This is a genomic window from Microbacterium sp. Leaf159 (genome assembly GCF_001423615.1).
In the GTDB taxonomy this organism is placed as follows: domain Bacteria; phylum Actinomycetota; class Actinomycetes; order Actinomycetales; family Microbacteriaceae; genus Microbacterium.
In genome coordinates this window covers 120,661-137,066 of the sequence record NZ_LMOU01000002.1, presented here as the reverse complement: position 1 = coordinate 137,066, position 16,406 = coordinate 120,661, and the positions used below count along the sequence as shown (strand labels likewise).

The following is a 16,406-nucleotide window of genomic DNA, read 5'->3' as shown; positions in this document are numbered from 1 at the left end:
AGATATACCCGATATGCAATGGATGAAAAGGCCGGCCGTGCCCAAAAGAACGACTCCCTCGCAGAACCGTCTGCCATAGCCTCGATCCATGGCCACGGCACTCCCACCCTCACGCGCCACGCTCGCCGAGTTCGGAATCGGGAGCGCGCATCAGGACGAGATCCTGAACCTTCCCGGCGGTCGAGGGCTGACGTGGCGGGCAGGCGACACGGTGCTGCGTCCGTCCGCAGGCGACGGCGAGACGGTGTGGAAGGCGATCGTCCTCGCCGGGCTGCCCCACTCCGCGGGGTTCCGCACCCCGCGTCCGATCGCGGCGCGATCCGGAGCGTGGACGGTCGACGGATGGGAGGCCTGGCAGTGGCTCCCTGGCGCTGCGGATGAGACGCGCGTGACCGACGTGCTCGACGCGGGGGAGGCGTTCCACCAGGCGGTCCGGGGAATCGAGCGCCCCGACTTCCTCGATCAGGCCGACGATCCGTGGGCGAGATCCGACAGGATCGCCTGGCAAGAGGAGTCACCGCCCGCGAACGCGACCCTCCGCCGTCTGATCGCCGCCTTCCGCCCGGTCTCGGCGACAGCCCAGATCATCCACGGAGATCTCCTCGGCAACGTGATGTTCGAGCCGGGACAGCCTCCGGTCGTCATCGACTGGGCGCCCTACTGGCGTCCGGTCGGTTTCGGCGATGCGATCGTCCTCGCCGACGCCGCGTGCTGGCACGACCTCGAGCCCGCCGAGATGATCCGGCTCGCAGATGCCAGGAACGTGGGCCGGCAGCTCCTGGTCCGCGCTCTCGCCTTCCGGATCGCGACGTTCGAACTCCTCGGCCACTGGGACGACCGGATGCAGGCGCGCCATGCTCCTGCGATCGAGGCCGCCCTAGTCTGACCTGCGTGCACAGCGCGCCCGGCTACCCTGGGAAGCAACATGGCACATCTTCTCGGGGCAGAAGCCCTTCACCTCGAATATCCGACCAGGGTCGTCTTCGACTCCGTGACCCTCGGCATCGAAGAAGGTGACCGCATCGGCATCGTCGGCCGCAACGGCGACGGCAAGTCGAGCCTCCTCGGCATGCTGGCCGGCATCAAGGAACCGAACTCGGGCCGCGTCACGGTGCGCGGCGGCACGACCATCGGAGTCCTCGACCAGGCCGACACCCTCAGCGACGACCTGACCATCAGCGCTGCAGTGGTCGGTGACACCCCGGAGTACGAGTGGGCCGGCGATCCCCGCATCCGCGATGTGATCGAGGGACTGCTCAAGGACCTGCCCTGGGATGCAGAGATCGGCTCCCTCAGCGGTGGCCAGCGTCGTCGTGTCTCGCTCGCCAAGCTGCTCACGGGCGACTGGGACGTCATCGCCCTCGACGAGCCCACCAACCATCTCGACGTCGAAGCCATCACCTGGCTCGCCGGGCACCTCAAGAAGCGCTGGAGCCCGAACTCTGGCGCACTCATGGTCGTGACCCACGACCGGTGGTTCCTCGACGAGATCTGCACCGAGACCTGGGAGGTGCACGACCGTATCGTCGAGCCCTTCGAGGGAGGCTATGCCGCCTACATCCTGCAGCGCGTCGAGCGCGACCGGATGGCGGCCGCCTCCGAGGCCAAGCGCCAGAACCTCGCCAAGAAGGAGCTCGCGTGGCTCCGCCGAGGAGCTCCGGCCCGAACCGCGAAGCCGAAGTTCCGCATCGACGCGGCCAACGAGCTGATCGCCGACGTGCCCGAGATCCGCGACAAGGTGTCGCTGCAGTCGCTCGCCGTCTCTCGCCTCGGCAAGGACGTCGTCGACCTGCTCGACGTCGGAGTGACCTACCCGACGGCAGACGGCGGCACGCGCGAAGTGCTGCGTGACGTCGAATGGCGCATCGCGCCGGGGGAGCGCACCGGCATCCTGGGTGTCAACGGCGCCGGCAAGTCGACGCTCCTCGGACTCATCTCGGGCACTGTCGAGCCCACCGTCGGCCGCGTGAAGCGCGGCACGACCGTGAAGGTCAAGACTCTCACCCAGCGCCTCGACGAACTTGAGGACGTGCGGCGCGAGCCGGTGCGCGTCGTGATCTCGCGTCTGCGCACGTCGTACACGATGGGCTCGGGATCCAAGGCACAGGAGCTCACCCCCGGGCAGCTGCTCGAGCGCCTGGGCTTCGACTCCGCACAGCTCTCGACTCCGGTGAAGGACCTCTCGGGTGGTCAGCAGCGTCGCCTCCAGCTGCTGCTCGTGCTCCTCGACCAGCCGAACGTGCTGATCCTCGACGAGCCGACCAACGATCTCGACACCGACATGCTCGCGGCGATCGAGGACCTGCTCGACTCGTGGTCGGGAACCCTGCTGGTCGTCAGCCACGACCGGTACTTCCTCGAGCGCGTGACGGATCAGCAGTTCGCGATCCTCGACGGGCATCTGCGACACCTTCCGGGAGGGGTCGACGAGTACCTGCGCCTGCGTCAGCTGCAGACCTCGGCGCCGGGCAAGTCGCAGACCGCCGTCAACACAGAGAAGAAGGCCCCCAGCCTGGACGGTGCCGCCCTGCGCGCAGCGCAGAAGGAGGTCGCGTCGCTGGAGCGTCGCATCCAGAAGCTCACGCAGCAGGTCGACAAGGCGAAGACCGCTCTCGCGGATCACGACCAGTCGGACTTCGCCGGCCTCGGCGACAAGATGAAGTCGATCAGCGATCAGCAGGCCGAGATCGAGGAGCTCGAACTCCGCTGGTTCGAGCTGACGGAGGAGCTCGACTGAACTGACCCCTCGCGATCCTGCCTCCGTGGGAATACGGTGGCAGTGCGATGCGCTGTGCTCTGGGCGGGGTTCGATGCCATCCGGGATCGCACAGCTTGATCCTGCGGTACCCGGGAGGTTCAGATGGAAGGACTCGAGGTCACCGTCCTGATCGGACTCACGATCCTCGTGGGCACGCTGCTCGCGCCGCGAGTGCGGCTGGCGCTGCCATTGGTGCTCGTCATCATCGGCTTGCTGCTCGGCTTCGTGCCGCAGCTGCGTGAGATCCAGCTTCCACCCGAGACCGTGCTGCTGCTGTTCCTCCCGGTGATGCTGTTCTGGGAGAGCCTGACGACGTCGCTGCGCTCGATCCGCCGTGACTTCCGTTACATCCTGCCGATGAGCACGGTGCTGGTCGTCGCATCCGCCTTCGCCGTCGCGGGTGTCGGACTGCTGTTCGGGATGCCGTGGGAGACCGCCCTGATCCTCGGTGCCGCTGTGGCGCCGCCGGATGCCACAGCCGTCGCCGCACTCGGCCGGCTGCTGCCGCGCCGGATGTTCATGAAGCTCAAGGCCGAGAGCCTGACCAACGACGGCACCGCGCTCGTGCTCTACGCGATCGCCGTGTCGCTGGCGCTCGGCGGCAACATCACGCCACTGTCGGTGACGATGTCGGTGCTCACCTCGTATGTCGGAGGAATCGCGGCCGGTGTCGTGATCGCGGCCCTCGGATACCTGCTGCTGCGCCGCACGTCTTCGACGATCGTCATCAACGTCGCACTCCTGCTGATTCCCTTCTCGGCCTTCCTCCTCGCCGAGATCGTGCATGCGTCCGGAGTGCTGGCAGTCGTCGTCGCCGGTCTCATCGTCGCGTACGTCTCGCCGAGGGTGACCACGGCCTCGTCACGCAGACAGGCCGACGCGGCCTGGCCGTTCGGGGTCTTCCTCCTCAACGGAGCCCTGTTCGTGCTGATCGGGCTCGAGGTGCAGTTCGTCGCGCACGAGATCTCCGCCGCGGCGATCGGACGCCTCGTGCTCATCACCCTCGGGGTGTGGGTGACGCTGCTGGTCGTGCGCTACCTCTTCCAGGTCATGAACATCCTCTTCCAGCGCAGGATCACCCCCCGCCCGTCCACCGGCGCGCGGGCGCGCTCGATGGCGGTGTCGACCGTCGCGGGAATGCGTGGAGCCGTATCGCTCGCGATCGCGCTGTCTGTCCCTGCGGCGAGTGCGACCGAAGGCGAGATCGCCGGCCGCGATGAGATCGTCTTCGTCACCGCGGGCGTCATCATGCTCAGCCTGCTCGTGCAGGGCCCGCTGCTGCCCGCGATCGTCCGGTGGGCTCGGTTCCCCGTCGACCACAGAGAGGACGAGGAGTACGAGCTCGCGGAGCGTGCCATCTCGGGAGCAGCACTCGCGGCCCTCGACGACCTCGCGGCAGAGCACGGCGTCGGGCAGGAGATCCGCGACAAGGTGCGCGCCGAGGGCTACCAGATGCTCGAGTTCTCGAACGCGCGCGCACTGGCCCGTGAACAGGCCATCGTCGATGCCGAGGCGCAGGCGCTCGACGTGCTGCTCGACGAACCGGATCCGCTGGGCAGCGGGAACACGATGTCCGAGGCGGCCGGTGACCGCGAGGCGAGCGACGGCGGATCGGATGCGGCGCAGACGGTGCTGCGTCTGCCGGATGCCACTCGCATCGACGCCGACGGGGAGAGCCCCGAAGGCGAGGTCAGGACCCTGCAGATGCTCGCCACATCGGTCGACGTCGACGTCATGCAGCGCTCTCCGCTGCTGCGGCACGAAGAGCACACGCGTCTCAAGCTCGCTCTCATCGACCGCAAGCGCGAGGTGCTCCTGGGGCTCCGCAGAGAGGGCACGGTCGACGATCTCGTCGTGCGTCGCATCGCGGCGCGGCTCGACCTCGAACAGGTCCGGCTGCAGGGCATCGAGGAGTACGACTGAGAGCTGTGACGCTCTGTGACACTCGATTGTCGCGCGCGGCGTCGCGCTGCCTAACGTATTCGAGTCCCCCAAGAGAGGAACCCGAACACTCATGTCCATCACAGCATCCCGTCGGACCACGTCCGTCATCGCCGCGCTCGCCGCGGTCCCGCTCTTCGTCGCGCTCGCAGGCTGCGCGACGGCATCCTCCGACGCCGGCTCCGGCGGCGGTGACTCCGAGAACGAGACCGTCAAGATCGGCGTCGTCGGCAAGGGAGACGCACAGTGGGCTCCTTTCGTCGAGGCAGCCGCTGACGAGGGCATCACGGTCGAGCTCGTCGACTTCGGCTCGTACGAGCAGCCGAACCCCGCACTGACCGAGGGGGAGATCGACCTCAACCAGTTCCAGCACATCGTGTACCTGGCCGAGTACAACAGCGCTTCGGGTTCCGACCTGACGCCGATCGGCTCGACCGCGATCTACCCGCTGGGCCTGTACTCGAAGAAGTACGACGATGTCGACAGCATCCCCGAGGGCGAGACCGTCGCCGTTCCGGACGACGCGTCGAACCAGGCACGCGCACTCCTCGTGCTGCAGTCGGCCGGTCTCATCGAGCTCAAGAGCGGCGGAACGATCTTCTCCGACCTGGCCGATGTCGACACCGACAAGTCCAAGGTGAAGGTCACGGCCCTCGAGGCCGCCCTGATCCCCACGTCGCTGCCCGATGTCGCCGCGGCGATCATCAACAACGACTTCGTCGAGGACTCCGGTCTGACCTTCGATGACGCGATCGCGCAGGACGACCCGGAGGACCCGAACGCGCTGCCCTACGTGAACATCTTCGCGTCGCGCGCCGAGGACGCCGACAACGAGACGTACCTCAAGCTCGTCGAGATCTTCCAGACGAACGAGGACGTGCAGGCCGGTCTGATCGAGTCGTCGGGTGACACCGCGGTGCCGCTGCAGACTCCGGTCAAGGACCTCGTCGCCTCGCTGAAGAAGGTCCAGGAGGACACCGAGGCCAAGAAGTAGGACGACCGGGTGCAAGACACCCCCGTCCGATGAGGGAGAATCGGGTGGCGCTTCGTGCGTCACCCGATTCTTCGTTCCCGAAGCAGACCGGAGCACCGCATGCCGATCGTCACCCTGACGAACGTCTCGAAGACCTACCCCTCCCGCACCCGTGAAGACGCCGAGGTCGTGGCCGTCGACGACGTCACCCTCTCGATCGAGAAGGGTGATGTCTTCGGCATCATCGGATACTCCGGCGCCGGCAAGTCGACCCTCGTGCGGCTGATCAACGCGCTCGAACCCGCGACCGGCGGCACCATCACGGTCGACGACGTCGACATCACCTCCCTCCGGGAGAGCGAGCTGCGCAAGGTCCGCGGGGGGATCGGCATGATCTTCCAGCAGTTCAACCTGTTCGCCTCGCGCAGCGTCAAGGCGAACATCGCGTACCCGCTCAAGCTCGCCGGCTGGTCGAAGGCCGACATCGAGACGCGGGTCGCCGAGCTCCTCACCTTCGTCGGCCTCGCCGACAAGGCCAAGGCCTTCCCCGAGCAGCTCTCCGGCGGTCAGAAGCAGCGCGTCGGCATCGCCCGCGCCTTGGCCACGGGCCCTGCCATCCTGCTCGCCGACGAGGCCACCAGCGCCCTCGACCCGCAGACCACGCACGACGTGCTGGATCTGCTCAAGCGGGTCAACCGGGAGCAGGGCGTCACGATCGTCGTGATCACCCATGAGATGGACGTCATCCAGACGATCGCCACCAAGGTCGCGGTCATGGAGAACGGTCGCGTGATCGAGCAGGGCGATGTCTTCGATGTCTTCTCCGCCCCGCAGAACCCCGCGTCGCAGCGCTTCGTCGGCACGGTCGTGAAGGGCATCCCCTCGCCGTCCGAGCTCGGCGTGCTGCGCGAGCGGCACCGAGGCCGCCTCGTCACCTTCTCGTTCCGCGACGGAGACTCCTCGCAGGCACAGGTGTTCCTCGACCTCGCGGGCGCAGGGCTCGACTTCGAGCTCGTGTACGGCGGGATCAACGACATCCGCGGGAGGGCGTTCGGCCACCTCACGCTCGCGATCCGCGGTGAGAGCGCCGTGATCGACCGCACGCTGGGGGAGATCTCGCAGCGGGTCGAAGTCACCGAGATCGCCGGAGAGGAGGCGCGCTGATGGATCGTCTGAACGAACTGTGGCCCGAATTCTGGAAGGCCGCGCTCGAAACCCTCTACATGACGTCGTTCGCACTCGTGCTCGGCGGCATCCTCGGTCTCGCGATCGGTGTCATCCTCTACGTCAGCCGCCCCGGCGGGCTCGCGCAGAACCGACCCGTCTCCGTCGTCGCGAACCTCGCGGTGAACTTCTTCCGTCCTATCCCGTTCGTGATCTTCATGGCCGTGGCACAGCCCTTCGCCCGCGTGGTGGTCGGCACCGGCATCGGCACCACCGCCGGCGCGTTCATCATCGGTCTCGCCGCAGCCTTCGCGATCGGCCGCATCGTCGAGCAGCACCTCGTCTCGGTCTCGCCCGGAGTCATCGAGGCCGCCCGCGCGATGGGCGCCGGCCCCTGGCGCATCCTCTTCACCGTGGCGATCCCCGAATCCCTCGGGCCGCTCATCCTGGGCTACACCTTCATCGTCGTCGCGCTCATCGACATGACCGCGATGGCCGGTCTCATCGGCGGCGGCGGCCTCGGTGCGTTCGCCCAGATCTACGGCTTCCGTCAGTTCGAACCGCTCGTGATGTGGGCGGCGATCGTGCTGATCGTGGTGTTCGTGCACCTCGTGCAGATGCTCGGCACGCGGCTCGCGCGCAAGATCATGCGCCGCTGAGAGGCGCTTCCTGCAGCGTGCGCGTCGTGGAGAACACCCTCGGCGCGCCGCTCAGCGGATCCACGAAGTGCAGCTCGCGGGCGAGCAGCTGCATGGGGTGATCGAAGTCGTCGGGGCGCTCACCGCGCAGTTCGGGGTAGAACGGGTCGTTCAGGATGCCGAGGCCGAGAGCTGCGAGGTGCACCCGCAGCTGATGCATCTTGCCGCTGTGCGGGTGCAGCAGTGTGTGCACGACGCGCTCGTCGGCTTCGAGGACCTCGATCAGCGTCTCGGCGTTCGGTTCCCGTTCGTCGTCGACCTGCACCTTCAGCTCGTTGCGCAGCTTCACGATGTGGTTGCGGTAGACGAGCGGGAACTGCGACGCATCCCAGTCGGCCGGGAGGGCGGAGACCGCCTCGTAGACCTTCTGCACCTGTCGGGTCTCGAACAGCAGCTGGTACGGCCCTCTGGTCGCCGGGCGCGCCGAGAACATGAGCACCCCGGCGGTCGCCCGATCGAGTCGGTGGATCGGTGCGAGCTCATCGTTGCCGAGCAGGTTGCGGAGGCGGATGAGCGCCGAGTTCTGCAGGAACTTGCCGCCGGGAATCGTCGGCAGGAAGTGCGGCTTGTCGATGACCACCAGGTCGTCGTCCTGATGGATGACCTCGATCTCCACGGGTAGCCGCGTCTCGACGGGGGGATCCCGGTAATACCAGATGAACTCCTCGACGCCCAGGGGCGTGTCCCGCGCCAGGGGAGTGCCGTCGCGGGCCACGATCTCGCCGCGGTCGAAGCGGCTGAGCAGGCCTTCGGGATCGAGGTGGAAGAAGCGGTCGATCATGTAGGCGCCCACGGTCGGCCATTCGCCGCTCATCGGGACGTGCAGACGCGTGGCGCCGACGCCGTCGCGCACCGGAAGAGGGGAGAGCATCGCCATGTCGTCAGGTCCTCACGCGTCGAAACTGAGGCTCAGCTTGCGCAGCAGCGCGGCGAGGCGGTCACGGTCGCCGCGGGACAGCGCCCGCAGCAGGTCGTCCTCCACGTCGACGAGACGCGTGATCGCGGCATCCACCCTGATCCGCCCGTCGTCCGTGAGCGTGACGAGCACGCTGCGACCGTCGGCCGGGTCGCCCTCGCGTCGTACGAAACGACGCCCGACCAGCCGGTCGATGCGGTTCGTCATGGTGCCGCTCGACACCAGCGTCTGCTGCAGCAGCTGCTTGGGGGAGAGCTGGAACGGTGCTCCTGCGCGGCGCAGAGCCGAGAGCACATCCCACTCCCAGGCCTCCAGGTCGCTGCGGCGGAACACGTCGCGACGAGCACGGTCGAGCAGGCGGGTCAGCCGATCCATCCGCGACAGGACCTCGAGGGGTGAGAAGTCGAGGTCGGGGCGCTGGGTGTTCCAGGCGCCGACGATCCGATCAACCTCATCAGCCTCTGTCATCCGTCCATTATCGCCGGTAGCACGCAGGCGGACGTGGCAGACTTGACCCGCAGCTCCCTCGGGGGCCGCGGTCCGCCGTGGTGTAATGGCAGCACGACAGCCTTTGGAGCTGTTAGGTCTAGGTTCGAGTCCTGGCGGCGGAGCATGACTGGGAACAATCTCGCGATCATCATCCTCGCCGCAGGCCAGGGAACCCGCATGCGCTCGCGCCTGCCCAAGGTGCTGCACCCGATCGGTGGACGACCACTCGTCGGACACGTGCTCACGACCGCCGGTCGGCTCGAGGCCTCCCACGTCGAGGTCGTCGTGCGCCACGAGCGCGACCAGGTGATCGCTGCTCTCGAAGCCGACTACCCGGATGCGGTCTTCATCGATCAGGACGAGGTGCCCGGCACCGGACGCGCCGTGCAGGTCGCGGTCGACGCTCTTCCCGCATCCTTCGACGGCGACGTCCTCGTGCTCTCCGGCGATTGCCCGCTGGCGGATGCCGACACGCTGCGCTCGTTCCTCGACGCGCACCGCGAGGCGGACGCCGAGGCGACCCTGATGACCGCGGTCGTCGACGACCCGAACGGCTACGGCCGTGTCATCCGCGATGCCGAGGGCGGCGTCGACCGCATCGTCGAGCAGAAGGATGCGAGCGCCGATGAAGCGGCGGTTCGCGAGATCAACGCCGGCATGTACGTGTTCCGCGTCGGCACGCTGCGCAAGTACCTCCCATCCGTGGGAGTCGACAACGCGCAGGGCGAGATGTACCTGACGGATGTCCCCGGACTCCTCCGCCGCGACGGCAGCCGCGTCGCGGCATCCGTCGTCTCCGACGTCACCGTGACCTACGGCGTGAACGACCGCGCGCAGCTCGCCGAGGTCGGTCGCCTCCTCAACCGCCGCATCGTCCGCCGCTGGCAGCTCGAGGGCGTCACCGTCATCGATCCGGCGACGACCTGGATCGATGACGACGCGACGCTCGCGCCCGACGTCACGATCCTCCCGAACACGCACATCCTGCGCGCCACGACGATCGCCGAGGGGGCCATCATCGGGCCTGACACGACGCTCGTCGACTGCGAGGTGGGCGAGGATGCGATCGTCCGCCGTACCGACGCCACGCTCGCCGTGATCGGGGCAGAGGCCACGGTCGGACCCTTCTCGTTCCTCCGCCCCGGCACCGTGCTCGGCGCCAGAGGCAAGATCGGCGCCTATGTCGAGACGAAGAACGCAGAGATCGGCGAGGGCAGCAAGGTCCCGCACCTGTCGTACGTCGGCGACGCGACCATCGGACGCGGCGTCAACCTCGGCGCGAGCACCATCACCGCGAACTACGACGATGTGAACAAGCACCGCACCGTGGTCGAGGACGAGGTGCACACCGGGTCGCACACGACCCTCGTCGCGCCCGTTAGGCTGGGAGCCGGCGCCAAGACAGGTGCCGGCGCCACGGTCCGCAAGGACGTCCCCGCCGGTTCCCTTGCCATGAGCGTCGCCCCTCAGCGCAACATCGAGGGTTGGGTCGAGAAGAACAGGGCAGGCACGGGCGCGGCAGACGCCGCAGTCCGATCCCGAGTGGCGGAATAGGCGAAAACGATGGCGCGCAAGAAGAAGACTGTCGATCTGGACCGGGACAACGGCATCGCCCCCGGACTCGTCGCCAAGACCAAGAAGCGACTCGTGGTCGCCGGTGGTCGTTCGCACCCGGCACTGACCGCCGCGGTCGCCGCGTCGCTGGGCACCGAGGTCGTGCCCACCGAGCACCGCACGTTCGCGTCGGGGGAGATCTACGCCCGGTTCGATGTCTCGATCCGGGGTTGCGATCTCTTCCTGATCCAGACCTTCGGCGAGCCGGTGAACGAGTGGCTCATGGAAGCGCTCATCATGATCGACGCCGCGAAGCGCGCATCGGCCAAGCGCATCACCGTCGTCGCCCCGTACTATCCGTATTCGCGTCAGGACAAGAAGGGCCGCGGTCGCGAGCCGATCAGCGCCCGCCTCGTCGCCGACCTGCTGAAGACGGCCGGCGCCGACCGCGTGATGAGCGTCGACCTGCACGCAGCTCAGATCCAGGGCTTCTTCGACGGTCCCGTCGACCACCTGTTCGCCAAGCCGGTGCTGCTGGACTACTTCGAGCGCACGCTGAGCGCGGAAGATCGCAAGATCCTCACCGTCGTCTCTCCCGACATGGGGCGCGTCCGCGTCGCCGACACATGGTCAGACAGCCTCGGTGCGCCTCTGGCCATCATCCACAAGCGCCGTGACCCGAAGGTCGCCAACCAGGTCTCGGTGCACGAGATCGTCGGAGCCGTCGAGGGACGCACCTGCCTCCTCGTCGACGACATGATCGACACCGGTGGCACCATCGTCAAGGCCGCCCAGGCGCTCAAGGCGAACGGCGCGCATCGTGTGATCGTCGCAGCGACCCACGCGATCTTCAGCGACCCGGCATCCGAGCGCCTTCAGGACGCATCGATCGACGAGGTCGTGATCACCGACACGATCCCTCTGACCGAGTCCCGCCGCTGGGACAAGCTGACGATCCTGCCGATCGCCCCGCTTCTGGGTCGCGCGATCCGTGAGGTCTTCGAAGACGGATCCGTCACGAGCATGTTCGGCGGAGACGCGTAAGCGACTCATATATCGGGCACAGCCCGCGCATAGATGCTGTCCCTACGGTCGAATCAACACATCGATCAAGGCCGGGAGGACCATCATGATCCGCACGACTGTACCGACTTCTGTTCGCAAGGGCGCAGCTCTCGCCGGCGTCGCAGGGCTCCTCGTCCTCGCAGGATGCTCCGGCACCGCTGACGCCGAAGACCAGTCCACCGACACCGGAACCGACACGAGCACCGAATCGACCGATTCGGGAGCGTCGACCGGCGACTACTCCGACGGCACCTACACGGCCGACGGGTCGTACCAGACGCCCGAGACGGTCGAGTCGATCAGCGTGACCCTCACGATCGACGACGGCGTCGTGACCGAGGTCGAGGTGACGGGCGACCCCAAGGCCCGCGAGACCGAGCAGTACCAGGGACAGTTCATCGACGGCATCTCGGACGAGGTCGTGGGCAAGTCGCTCGACGAGCTGAACGTCAGCCGCGTTGCCGGCTCGTCGCTCACCAGCGGCGGGTTCAACGAAGCCGTCGACTCGATCAAGGAGCAGGCCGCCGCCTGAGGCGCCTGACACGGCCATGGCGATCTGGCGCTTCGACGCGATCGGCACGACCTGGGAGATCGAGACCTCGAACGAGCTCGGCGCCGACGAACGACGGCTCGTCGGCGCCGAGATCGACCGGTTCGACCGGGAGTGGTCCCGGTTCCGGGGCGACTCCGCGGTCACCCGCGTGGGGCGTGACGGAGGATCGATCTCGTCGCCGGATGCCGGGGCGATGCTCGACGCCTACCTCGACCTCTCACAGGCGACGACCGGAGCGGTCAACCCGCTCGTCGCAGACAGCCTCGCAGCACTCGGATACGACGCGTCGTACTCCCTCGTCGCGAGTGATCCGATCGCCGCTCCTCGCGACTGGACCGATCGCGTCCGATGGACCGAAGGCGAGGCGACGGCATCCGCCCCCGCACTCCTCGACGTGGGTGCACTCGGCAAGGGGCGTCTCGTCGATATCGTGACTGACGTGCTCGCCGACGTGCCGGGCGATCTCGTCGTCGACGCGGGCGGTGACATGAGGGTGCGCGGCAGCGCCGTGCGCATCGGCCTCGAGCATCCGTACGATGCGAGCAAGGCGATCGGTGTCATCGAGTTGCAGGATGCAGCGCTGTGCGCCTCGGCGATCAACCGTCGCGCGTGGGGCGATGGCCTGCACCACGTGCTCGATGCCCGCACGGGAGTCCCGGTGCGCACCTGGGCTGCGACCTGGGCGATAGCGCCTGCGGCCATGAGGGCGGACGCCATCGCCACCGCGCTCTTCTTCGACGGCGGCCCGGAGCTCGCAGCGACGTGGGGCGTCGAATGGGTGCGGATGTCGACGGACGGCCGCGCCGAACGCTCGCCAGGATGCCCGGCGCAGCTCTTCACCACCCGCCCCTGAGCCTCCGAAGTAGGGAAGAGTAGACCCGTGATCACCTCCATCACCGCCCTGCGCCAGCGCGTCCTCGCGCTGCTCGGCGCCATCTCGATGTACCGGCTGGTGCTGTTCTCGCTGCTGACGCTCGCGCTCATCGCGCTCGTGCTGTCGGCGCTCGGCGTGATCGTCTCACCCGCACCGCTCGAGATCATCGCCTCGTTCGTCGTGCTCGCGGTCGTGATCTCGCTTGTGGACGCCGCGGCACAGCGCATCCTGCGCCTGCCCTGGCGCATCGAGTCCTCGCTCGTCACCGCGCTGATCCTGCTCTTCGTCCTGCGACCGGGGATCGAGCCGACGGCGCTGCTGGGACTCGCGATCGCCGGTGCCGTGGCGAGCCTGTCGAAGTATCTGATCGCGTGGCGCGGGCGGCACATCCTCAACCCGGCGGCGTTCGGCGCCGCCGTGGTGTCGATCCTCGGTTCCTTCGGAGCCTTCGAGTGGCTCGGCACGTCGTCGTCATGGTGGGTCGGCACGCCGTCGCTCTTCATCCCCGTGGCGATACTGGGGCTCGCCGTGCTGTGGCGCACCGAGAAGGTGCGGATCGTCGTGATCTTCCTCCTCGTTGCGGTCGCCGTGTCGGTCCTGCGGCAGGCGGTGCAGGCGCAGGAGTTCGAGATCGCCTTCGACCTCGGCTCCGCTCTCTCGTTCGCCGTGCTGCAGTCGCCCTTCCTGTTCCTCGGGGCGTTCATGCTGTCGGAGCCGCTGACCCTGCCGCCGCGTCGCTGGCAGCAGTTCTCCGTGGCCGCGCTCGTCGGCGTGCTCGCCGGGTGGCCGATCGAGGTCGCCGGGCTCTTCACGCTCGGCCAGGAGCGTGCGCTGCTCATCGGCAACCTCCTCGCCTTCGCGTTCGCGCTGCGGGGGTCGGTGCGCCTCGTGCTCGAGAAGCGCCAGTTCATCACCCCCACCGCGCAGGAGCTCACGTTCCGCGCGAAGGGCAAGGTCCGCTTCCTTCCCGGTCAGTACCTCGAGCTGGACGTGCCGCACCACCGACCGGATGCGCGAGGCACCCGCCGCGAGTTCAGCATCGTCTCGGCACCCGCCGATCTCCCGACGCTGCGCATCGCGTACAAGGACGGCGATCAGAAGCATCCGTCGAGCTACAAGCGCGCGCTGGCCGCCGCGGAGCCCGGATCCGCACTCGCGGTGACGGGGACCTGGGGAGACTTCCTTCTGCCGCGCGCCGAGACCCCGGTGCTGATGGTGGCGGCCGGCATCGGTGTGACGCCGTTCGTGTCCCAGCTGCGTCAGCTGCAGCTGACCGGGCAGCAGCGTGACGTCGTGCTGGTCTACGTCGCATCCGACAGCTCGGAGCTCGCGTTCCGCGACGAACTCGCCGCGACCGGTGCTCGTGTCGTCGTCTTCACCCGTGACGAGCCGGCCGATCTCCCCGCGCACTGGACGTGGGCGCAGGGTGCCCGGCTCGATGCCGCGGGGCTGGAGCGGTACGTTCCCGACCTCGGTGCGCGGCACTCGTTCATCTCCGGCCCGCCGCGCCTGATCGCCGACCTCGCCCCGGCACTGCAGAAGGCCCGCTCTCTCACGACCGACGCGTTCGCCGGCTACTGAGTCGGGCCGAGTCCGGGGGCCTTCGGGCCGGGGGCGGTCGCTCCCGTACCGGACCCGAACTCCCGTGTGGGAACTCCCGTGTGGGAACTCCCGTGTGGGAACTCCCGTGTGGGGCGGTGCGGGGTCACTTCCGCACGGAACCTCCCGTGCGGGGTCACTTTCGCACGGCAATCGTCCGTTTAGGATGCTTTTCTGGCCCCGCCTGCGGGTGGGGCGGTCGGGGCGGTGCGGGGTCACTTCCGCACGGAACCTCCCGTGCGGGGTCACTTTCGCACCGGAATTCCTATGCGGGGTCACTTCCGCACGGGAACCGCCTGGTCCCGGTGCGAAAGTGGCCCCGCATAGGCAGGGAGAGCCGCGCGATCAGTCGGTTGAGGTCTGGGCCGGGCTGATCGGGATGCGCACGGTGAACGTCGTGTCGCCAGGCTCGCTCGACACGGTGATGTGTCCGCCGTGTCCTTCGACGATCGCCTTCGCGATCGCGAGTCCGAGGCCTGTGCCACCGGTCTGCCGGGCGCGGGAGCTGTCGCCGCGTGCGAAGCGGGCGAAGAGCTCGTCGCGCACCCCGGGGTCGATGCCGGGGCCGTCGTCGTGCACGCGAAGCACGGCCTCGTCGCCCTCGCGGCTCACGCTGAGCGTGATCGAGGTGCCTGCCGGGGTGTGGGTCCGCGCATTGGCGAGGAGGTTCGCCACGACCTGGTGCATCCGTCCGGCGTCGCCGATGATGACGATCGGCTCTTCGGGGGCCTCGATGTTCCAGTGATGATCCGCCGCGGTCGGGCGCGCATCCGACAACCCCTCCAGGGCGAGCTGCGTGAGGTCGACGGTCCCGTGCACCAGCTCTCGGCCCTCGTCGAGGCGGGCGAGGAGCAGCAGATCCTCGACCAGGCTCGTCATCCGCAGCGACTGGGCCTGGATGCGCTCGAGTGAGGTCGTCGTTCCCTCGATGGCGGCGGGGCCGCCCTGCTGCTTCAGCGCGCGCAGCGAGAGCTCCGAGTATCCGCGGATGGATGAGAGCGGAGTCCGCAGCTCATGGCTCGCGTCGGCGACGAAGCGTCGCATCCGCTCCTCGTTCTTCTGCCGGGAGGCGAGGGAGTCGTTGACGTGGTCGAGCAGGGTGTTCAGGGAGGCGCCGACGAGCCCGGTCTCGGTGCGCGGATCCGCCTCGGAGGCGGGCACACGCTCGGTGATCTCGACCTCTCCGCGATCCAGAGGTTGGTTCGCGACACGCGTGGCCGTCGCCGCGACCGCGCGCAGCGGCCTCAGCCCCACGCGGATCGTGATGGCCGTCGTCAGCGCGAGGAGGATCAGGCCGCCGATCGTCGCGAGGGCGATCACGGTGAGCAGCGTCGTCAGCTGATTCTGGATCTCGGTGCGGGGAAGACCCGTGACGACGTTGACGCCGTTGGCTGCCTTCTGTGCGATCACCATGTAGGAGCCGAAATCGTCGAGGTTGACGGTGGCGCTCCGTTGCCCGCCGAGCGCAGCGTCGATCCGTTCGAGATCGGCGCTGGTCAGCTTCTGCGACACCCCGCCCCACTCGTCCTTGGTGTCAGGGAACAGGACGCCGCTCGTGCCACCCTCTGTGCTGGACACGGCGAGCAGGAGTCCGGGAACACGGGCATCGTTGATCTCCAGGATGGTGTCCATGTTCGCGTACTGCGCCGGTACCTGGCTGACCCACCGCGTCACCTCATTCGAGTAGCTGTGCAGGCGATCCTCGAGCTGACTCTCGAGCGTGCTTCCCAGCAATGCACTGGTGATGACGGCGACGATCACGAGGATGAGCGAGACGAAGCCGATCACGGCTGTCATCAGCCGGGTCTGCAGGCTCATCGGC

At 68.0% G+C, this 16,406-nt stretch carries 14 protein-coding genes and 1 tRNA gene; 12 read left to right on the top strand and 3 right to left on the bottom strand.

What is annotated here, in order from left to right; genetic code table 11:
- The first annotated feature begins 88 nt into the window (after positions 1 to 88).
- From ASF80_RS14250 to ASF80_RS14225, 6 genes are all read left to right on the top strand, one after another.
- On the top strand, positions 89 to 886 hold the full coding sequence (locus ASF80_RS14250; RefSeq protein ID WP_056312360.1) for a phosphotransferase: 798 nt from the start codon (positions 89 to 91) through the stop codon (positions 884 to 886).
- Between the two features lie 39 nt (positions 887 to 925).
- Positions 926 to 2,737 carry an ABC-F family ATP-binding cassette domain-containing protein gene (locus ASF80_RS14245; protein WP_056312357.1) on the top strand — a complete coding sequence of 604 codons (1,812 nt, stop codon included), beginning with the start codon at positions 926 to 928 and terminating at the stop codon, positions 2,735 to 2,737.
- 123 nt (positions 2,738 to 2,860) lie between these two features.
- Positions 2,861 to 4,681 carry a Na+/H+ antiporter gene (locus tag ASF80_RS14240; RefSeq protein ID WP_056312355.1) on the top strand — a complete coding sequence of 607 codons (1,821 nt, stop codon included), beginning with the start codon at positions 2,861 to 2,863 and terminating at the stop codon, positions 4,679 to 4,681.
- A 91-nt stretch (positions 4,682 to 4,772) separates the two neighbouring features.
- Positions 4,773 to 5,693 carry a MetQ/NlpA family ABC transporter substrate-binding protein gene (locus tag ASF80_RS14235; RefSeq protein WP_056312353.1) on the top strand — a complete coding sequence of 307 codons (921 nt, stop codon included), beginning with the start codon at positions 4,773 to 4,775 and terminating at the stop codon, positions 5,691 to 5,693.
- A 99-nt stretch (positions 5,694 to 5,792) separates the two neighbouring features.
- On the top strand, positions 5,793 to 6,836 hold the full coding sequence (locus tag ASF80_RS14230; RefSeq protein ID WP_056312352.1) for a methionine ABC transporter ATP-binding protein: 1,044 nt from the start codon (positions 5,793 to 5,795) through the stop codon (positions 6,834 to 6,836).
- On the top strand, positions 6,836 to 7,495 hold the full coding sequence (locus ASF80_RS14225) for a methionine ABC transporter permease (protein ID WP_056312350.1): 660 nt from the start codon (positions 6,836 to 6,838) through the stop codon (positions 7,493 to 7,495). The genes ASF80_RS14230 and ASF80_RS14225 overlap by 1 nt, the downstream gene beginning before the upstream one ends.
- Here ASF80_RS14225 and ASF80_RS14220 read toward each other — a convergent pair.
- The gene (locus ASF80_RS14220) at positions 7,482 to 8,405 is read right to left on the bottom strand and encodes a pseudouridine synthase (protein ID WP_200934829.1); all 924 of its coding nucleotides are present in this window, start codon (positions 8,403 to 8,405) and stop codon (positions 7,482 to 7,484) included. The two genes, ASF80_RS14225 and ASF80_RS14220, sit on opposite strands and share 14 nt — an antisense overlap.
- A gap of 18 nt (positions 8,406 to 8,423) precedes the next feature.
- Complete coding sequence (locus tag ASF80_RS14215) at positions 8,424 to 8,918, bottom strand: MarR family winged helix-turn-helix transcriptional regulator (RefSeq protein ID WP_042537429.1); 495 nt, start codon at positions 8,916 to 8,918, stop codon at positions 8,424 to 8,426.
- 71 nt (positions 8,919 to 8,989) lie between these two features.
- Here ASF80_RS14215 and ASF80_RS14210 point away from each other — a divergent pair.
- The 6 genes from ASF80_RS14210 (at position 8,990) to ASF80_RS14185 (ending at position 14,566) form a co-directional block, all read left to right on the top strand.
- Positions 8,990 to 9,061 (top strand) — tRNA-Gln (locus tag ASF80_RS14210).
- 1 nt (position 9,062) lies between these two features.
- Entirely contained in the window at positions 9,063 to 10,493 is a 1,431-nt protein-coding gene (gene glmU, locus ASF80_RS14205; RefSeq protein WP_056312345.1) for a bifunctional UDP-N-acetylglucosamine diphosphorylase/glucosamine-1-phosphate N-acetyltransferase GlmU, read from the top strand.
- Between the two features lie 9 nt (positions 10,494 to 10,502).
- Positions 10,503 to 11,537 carry a ribose-phosphate diphosphokinase gene (locus ASF80_RS14200; protein WP_056312343.1) on the top strand — a complete coding sequence of 345 codons (1,035 nt, stop codon included), beginning with the start codon at positions 10,503 to 10,505 and terminating at the stop codon, positions 11,535 to 11,537.
- 85 nt (positions 11,538 to 11,622) lie between these two features.
- Positions 11,623 to 12,090 (top strand): FMN-binding protein, encoded by a 468-nt coding sequence (locus ASF80_RS14195; protein ID WP_056312341.1) that lies wholly within the window; start codon positions 11,623 to 11,625, stop codon positions 12,088 to 12,090.
- 16 nt (positions 12,091 to 12,106) lie between these two features.
- A complete protein-coding gene (locus ASF80_RS14190; RefSeq protein WP_056312339.1) occupies positions 12,107 to 12,964 on the top strand; it encodes an FAD:protein FMN transferase in 858 nt (285 codons plus the stop codon).
- A 27-nt stretch (positions 12,965 to 12,991) separates the two neighbouring features.
- Positions 12,992 to 14,566, top strand: coding sequence for a flavodoxin reductase (locus tag ASF80_RS14185; RefSeq protein ID WP_056312338.1), 1,575 nt, complete (start codon positions 12,992 to 12,994; stop codon positions 14,564 to 14,566).
- Positions 14,567 to 14,929: 363 nt separating this feature from the next.
- On the opposite strand, the gene ASF80_RS14180 is transcribed toward ASF80_RS14185, so the two are convergent.
- Complete coding sequence (locus ASF80_RS14180) at positions 14,930 to 16,402, bottom strand: sensor histidine kinase (protein WP_056312336.1); 1,473 nt, start codon at positions 16,400 to 16,402, stop codon at positions 14,930 to 14,932.
- Positions 16,403 to 16,406: the final 4 nt, after the last annotated feature.

Excerpts from the sequence above, each read along its gene's own strand:
- ASF80_RS14220 (WP_200934829.1), bottom strand. The coding sequence starts at position 8,405 with ATGCTCTCCCCTCTTCCGGTGCGCGACGGCGTCGGCGCCACGCGTCTG.
- ASF80_RS14235 (WP_056312353.1), top strand. The coding sequence starts at position 4,773 with ATGTCCATCACAGCATCCCGTCGGACCACGTCCGTCATCGCCGCGCTC.
- ASF80_RS14195 (WP_056312341.1), top strand. The coding sequence starts at position 11,623 with ATGATCCGCACGACTGTACCGACTTCTGTTCGCAAGGGCGCAGCTCTC.
- ASF80_RS14245 (WP_056312357.1), top strand. The coding sequence starts at position 926 with ATGGCACATCTTCTCGGGGCAGAAGCCCTTCACCTCGAATATCCGACC.
- ASF80_RS14230 (WP_056312352.1), top strand. The coding sequence starts at position 5,793 with ATGCCGATCGTCACCCTGACGAACGTCTCGAAGACCTACCCCTCCCGC.
- ASF80_RS14215 (WP_042537429.1), bottom strand. The coding sequence starts at position 8,918 with ATGACAGAGGCTGATGAGGTTGATCGGATCGTCGGCGCCTGGAACACC.
- ASF80_RS14225 (WP_056312350.1), top strand. The coding sequence starts at position 6,836 with ATGGATCGTCTGAACGAACTGTGGCCCGAATTCTGGAAGGCCGCGCTC.
- glmU (WP_056312345.1), top strand. The coding sequence starts at position 9,063 with ATGACTGGGAACAATCTCGCGATCATCATCCTCGCCGCAGGCCAGGGA.
- ASF80_RS14250 (WP_056312360.1), top strand. The coding sequence starts at position 89 with ATGGCCACGGCACTCCCACCCTCACGCGCCACGCTCGCCGAGTTCGGA.
- ASF80_RS14190 (WP_056312339.1), top strand. The coding sequence starts at position 12,107 with ATGGCGATCTGGCGCTTCGACGCGATCGGCACGACCTGGGAGATCGAG.
- ASF80_RS14240 (WP_056312355.1), top strand. The coding sequence starts at position 2,861 with ATGGAAGGACTCGAGGTCACCGTCCTGATCGGACTCACGATCCTCGTG.
- ASF80_RS14180 (WP_056312336.1), bottom strand. The coding sequence starts at position 16,402 with ATGAGCCTGCAGACCCGGCTGATGACAGCCGTGATCGGCTTCGTCTCG.
- ASF80_RS14200 (WP_056312343.1), top strand. The coding sequence starts at position 10,503 with ATGGCGCGCAAGAAGAAGACTGTCGATCTGGACCGGGACAACGGCATC.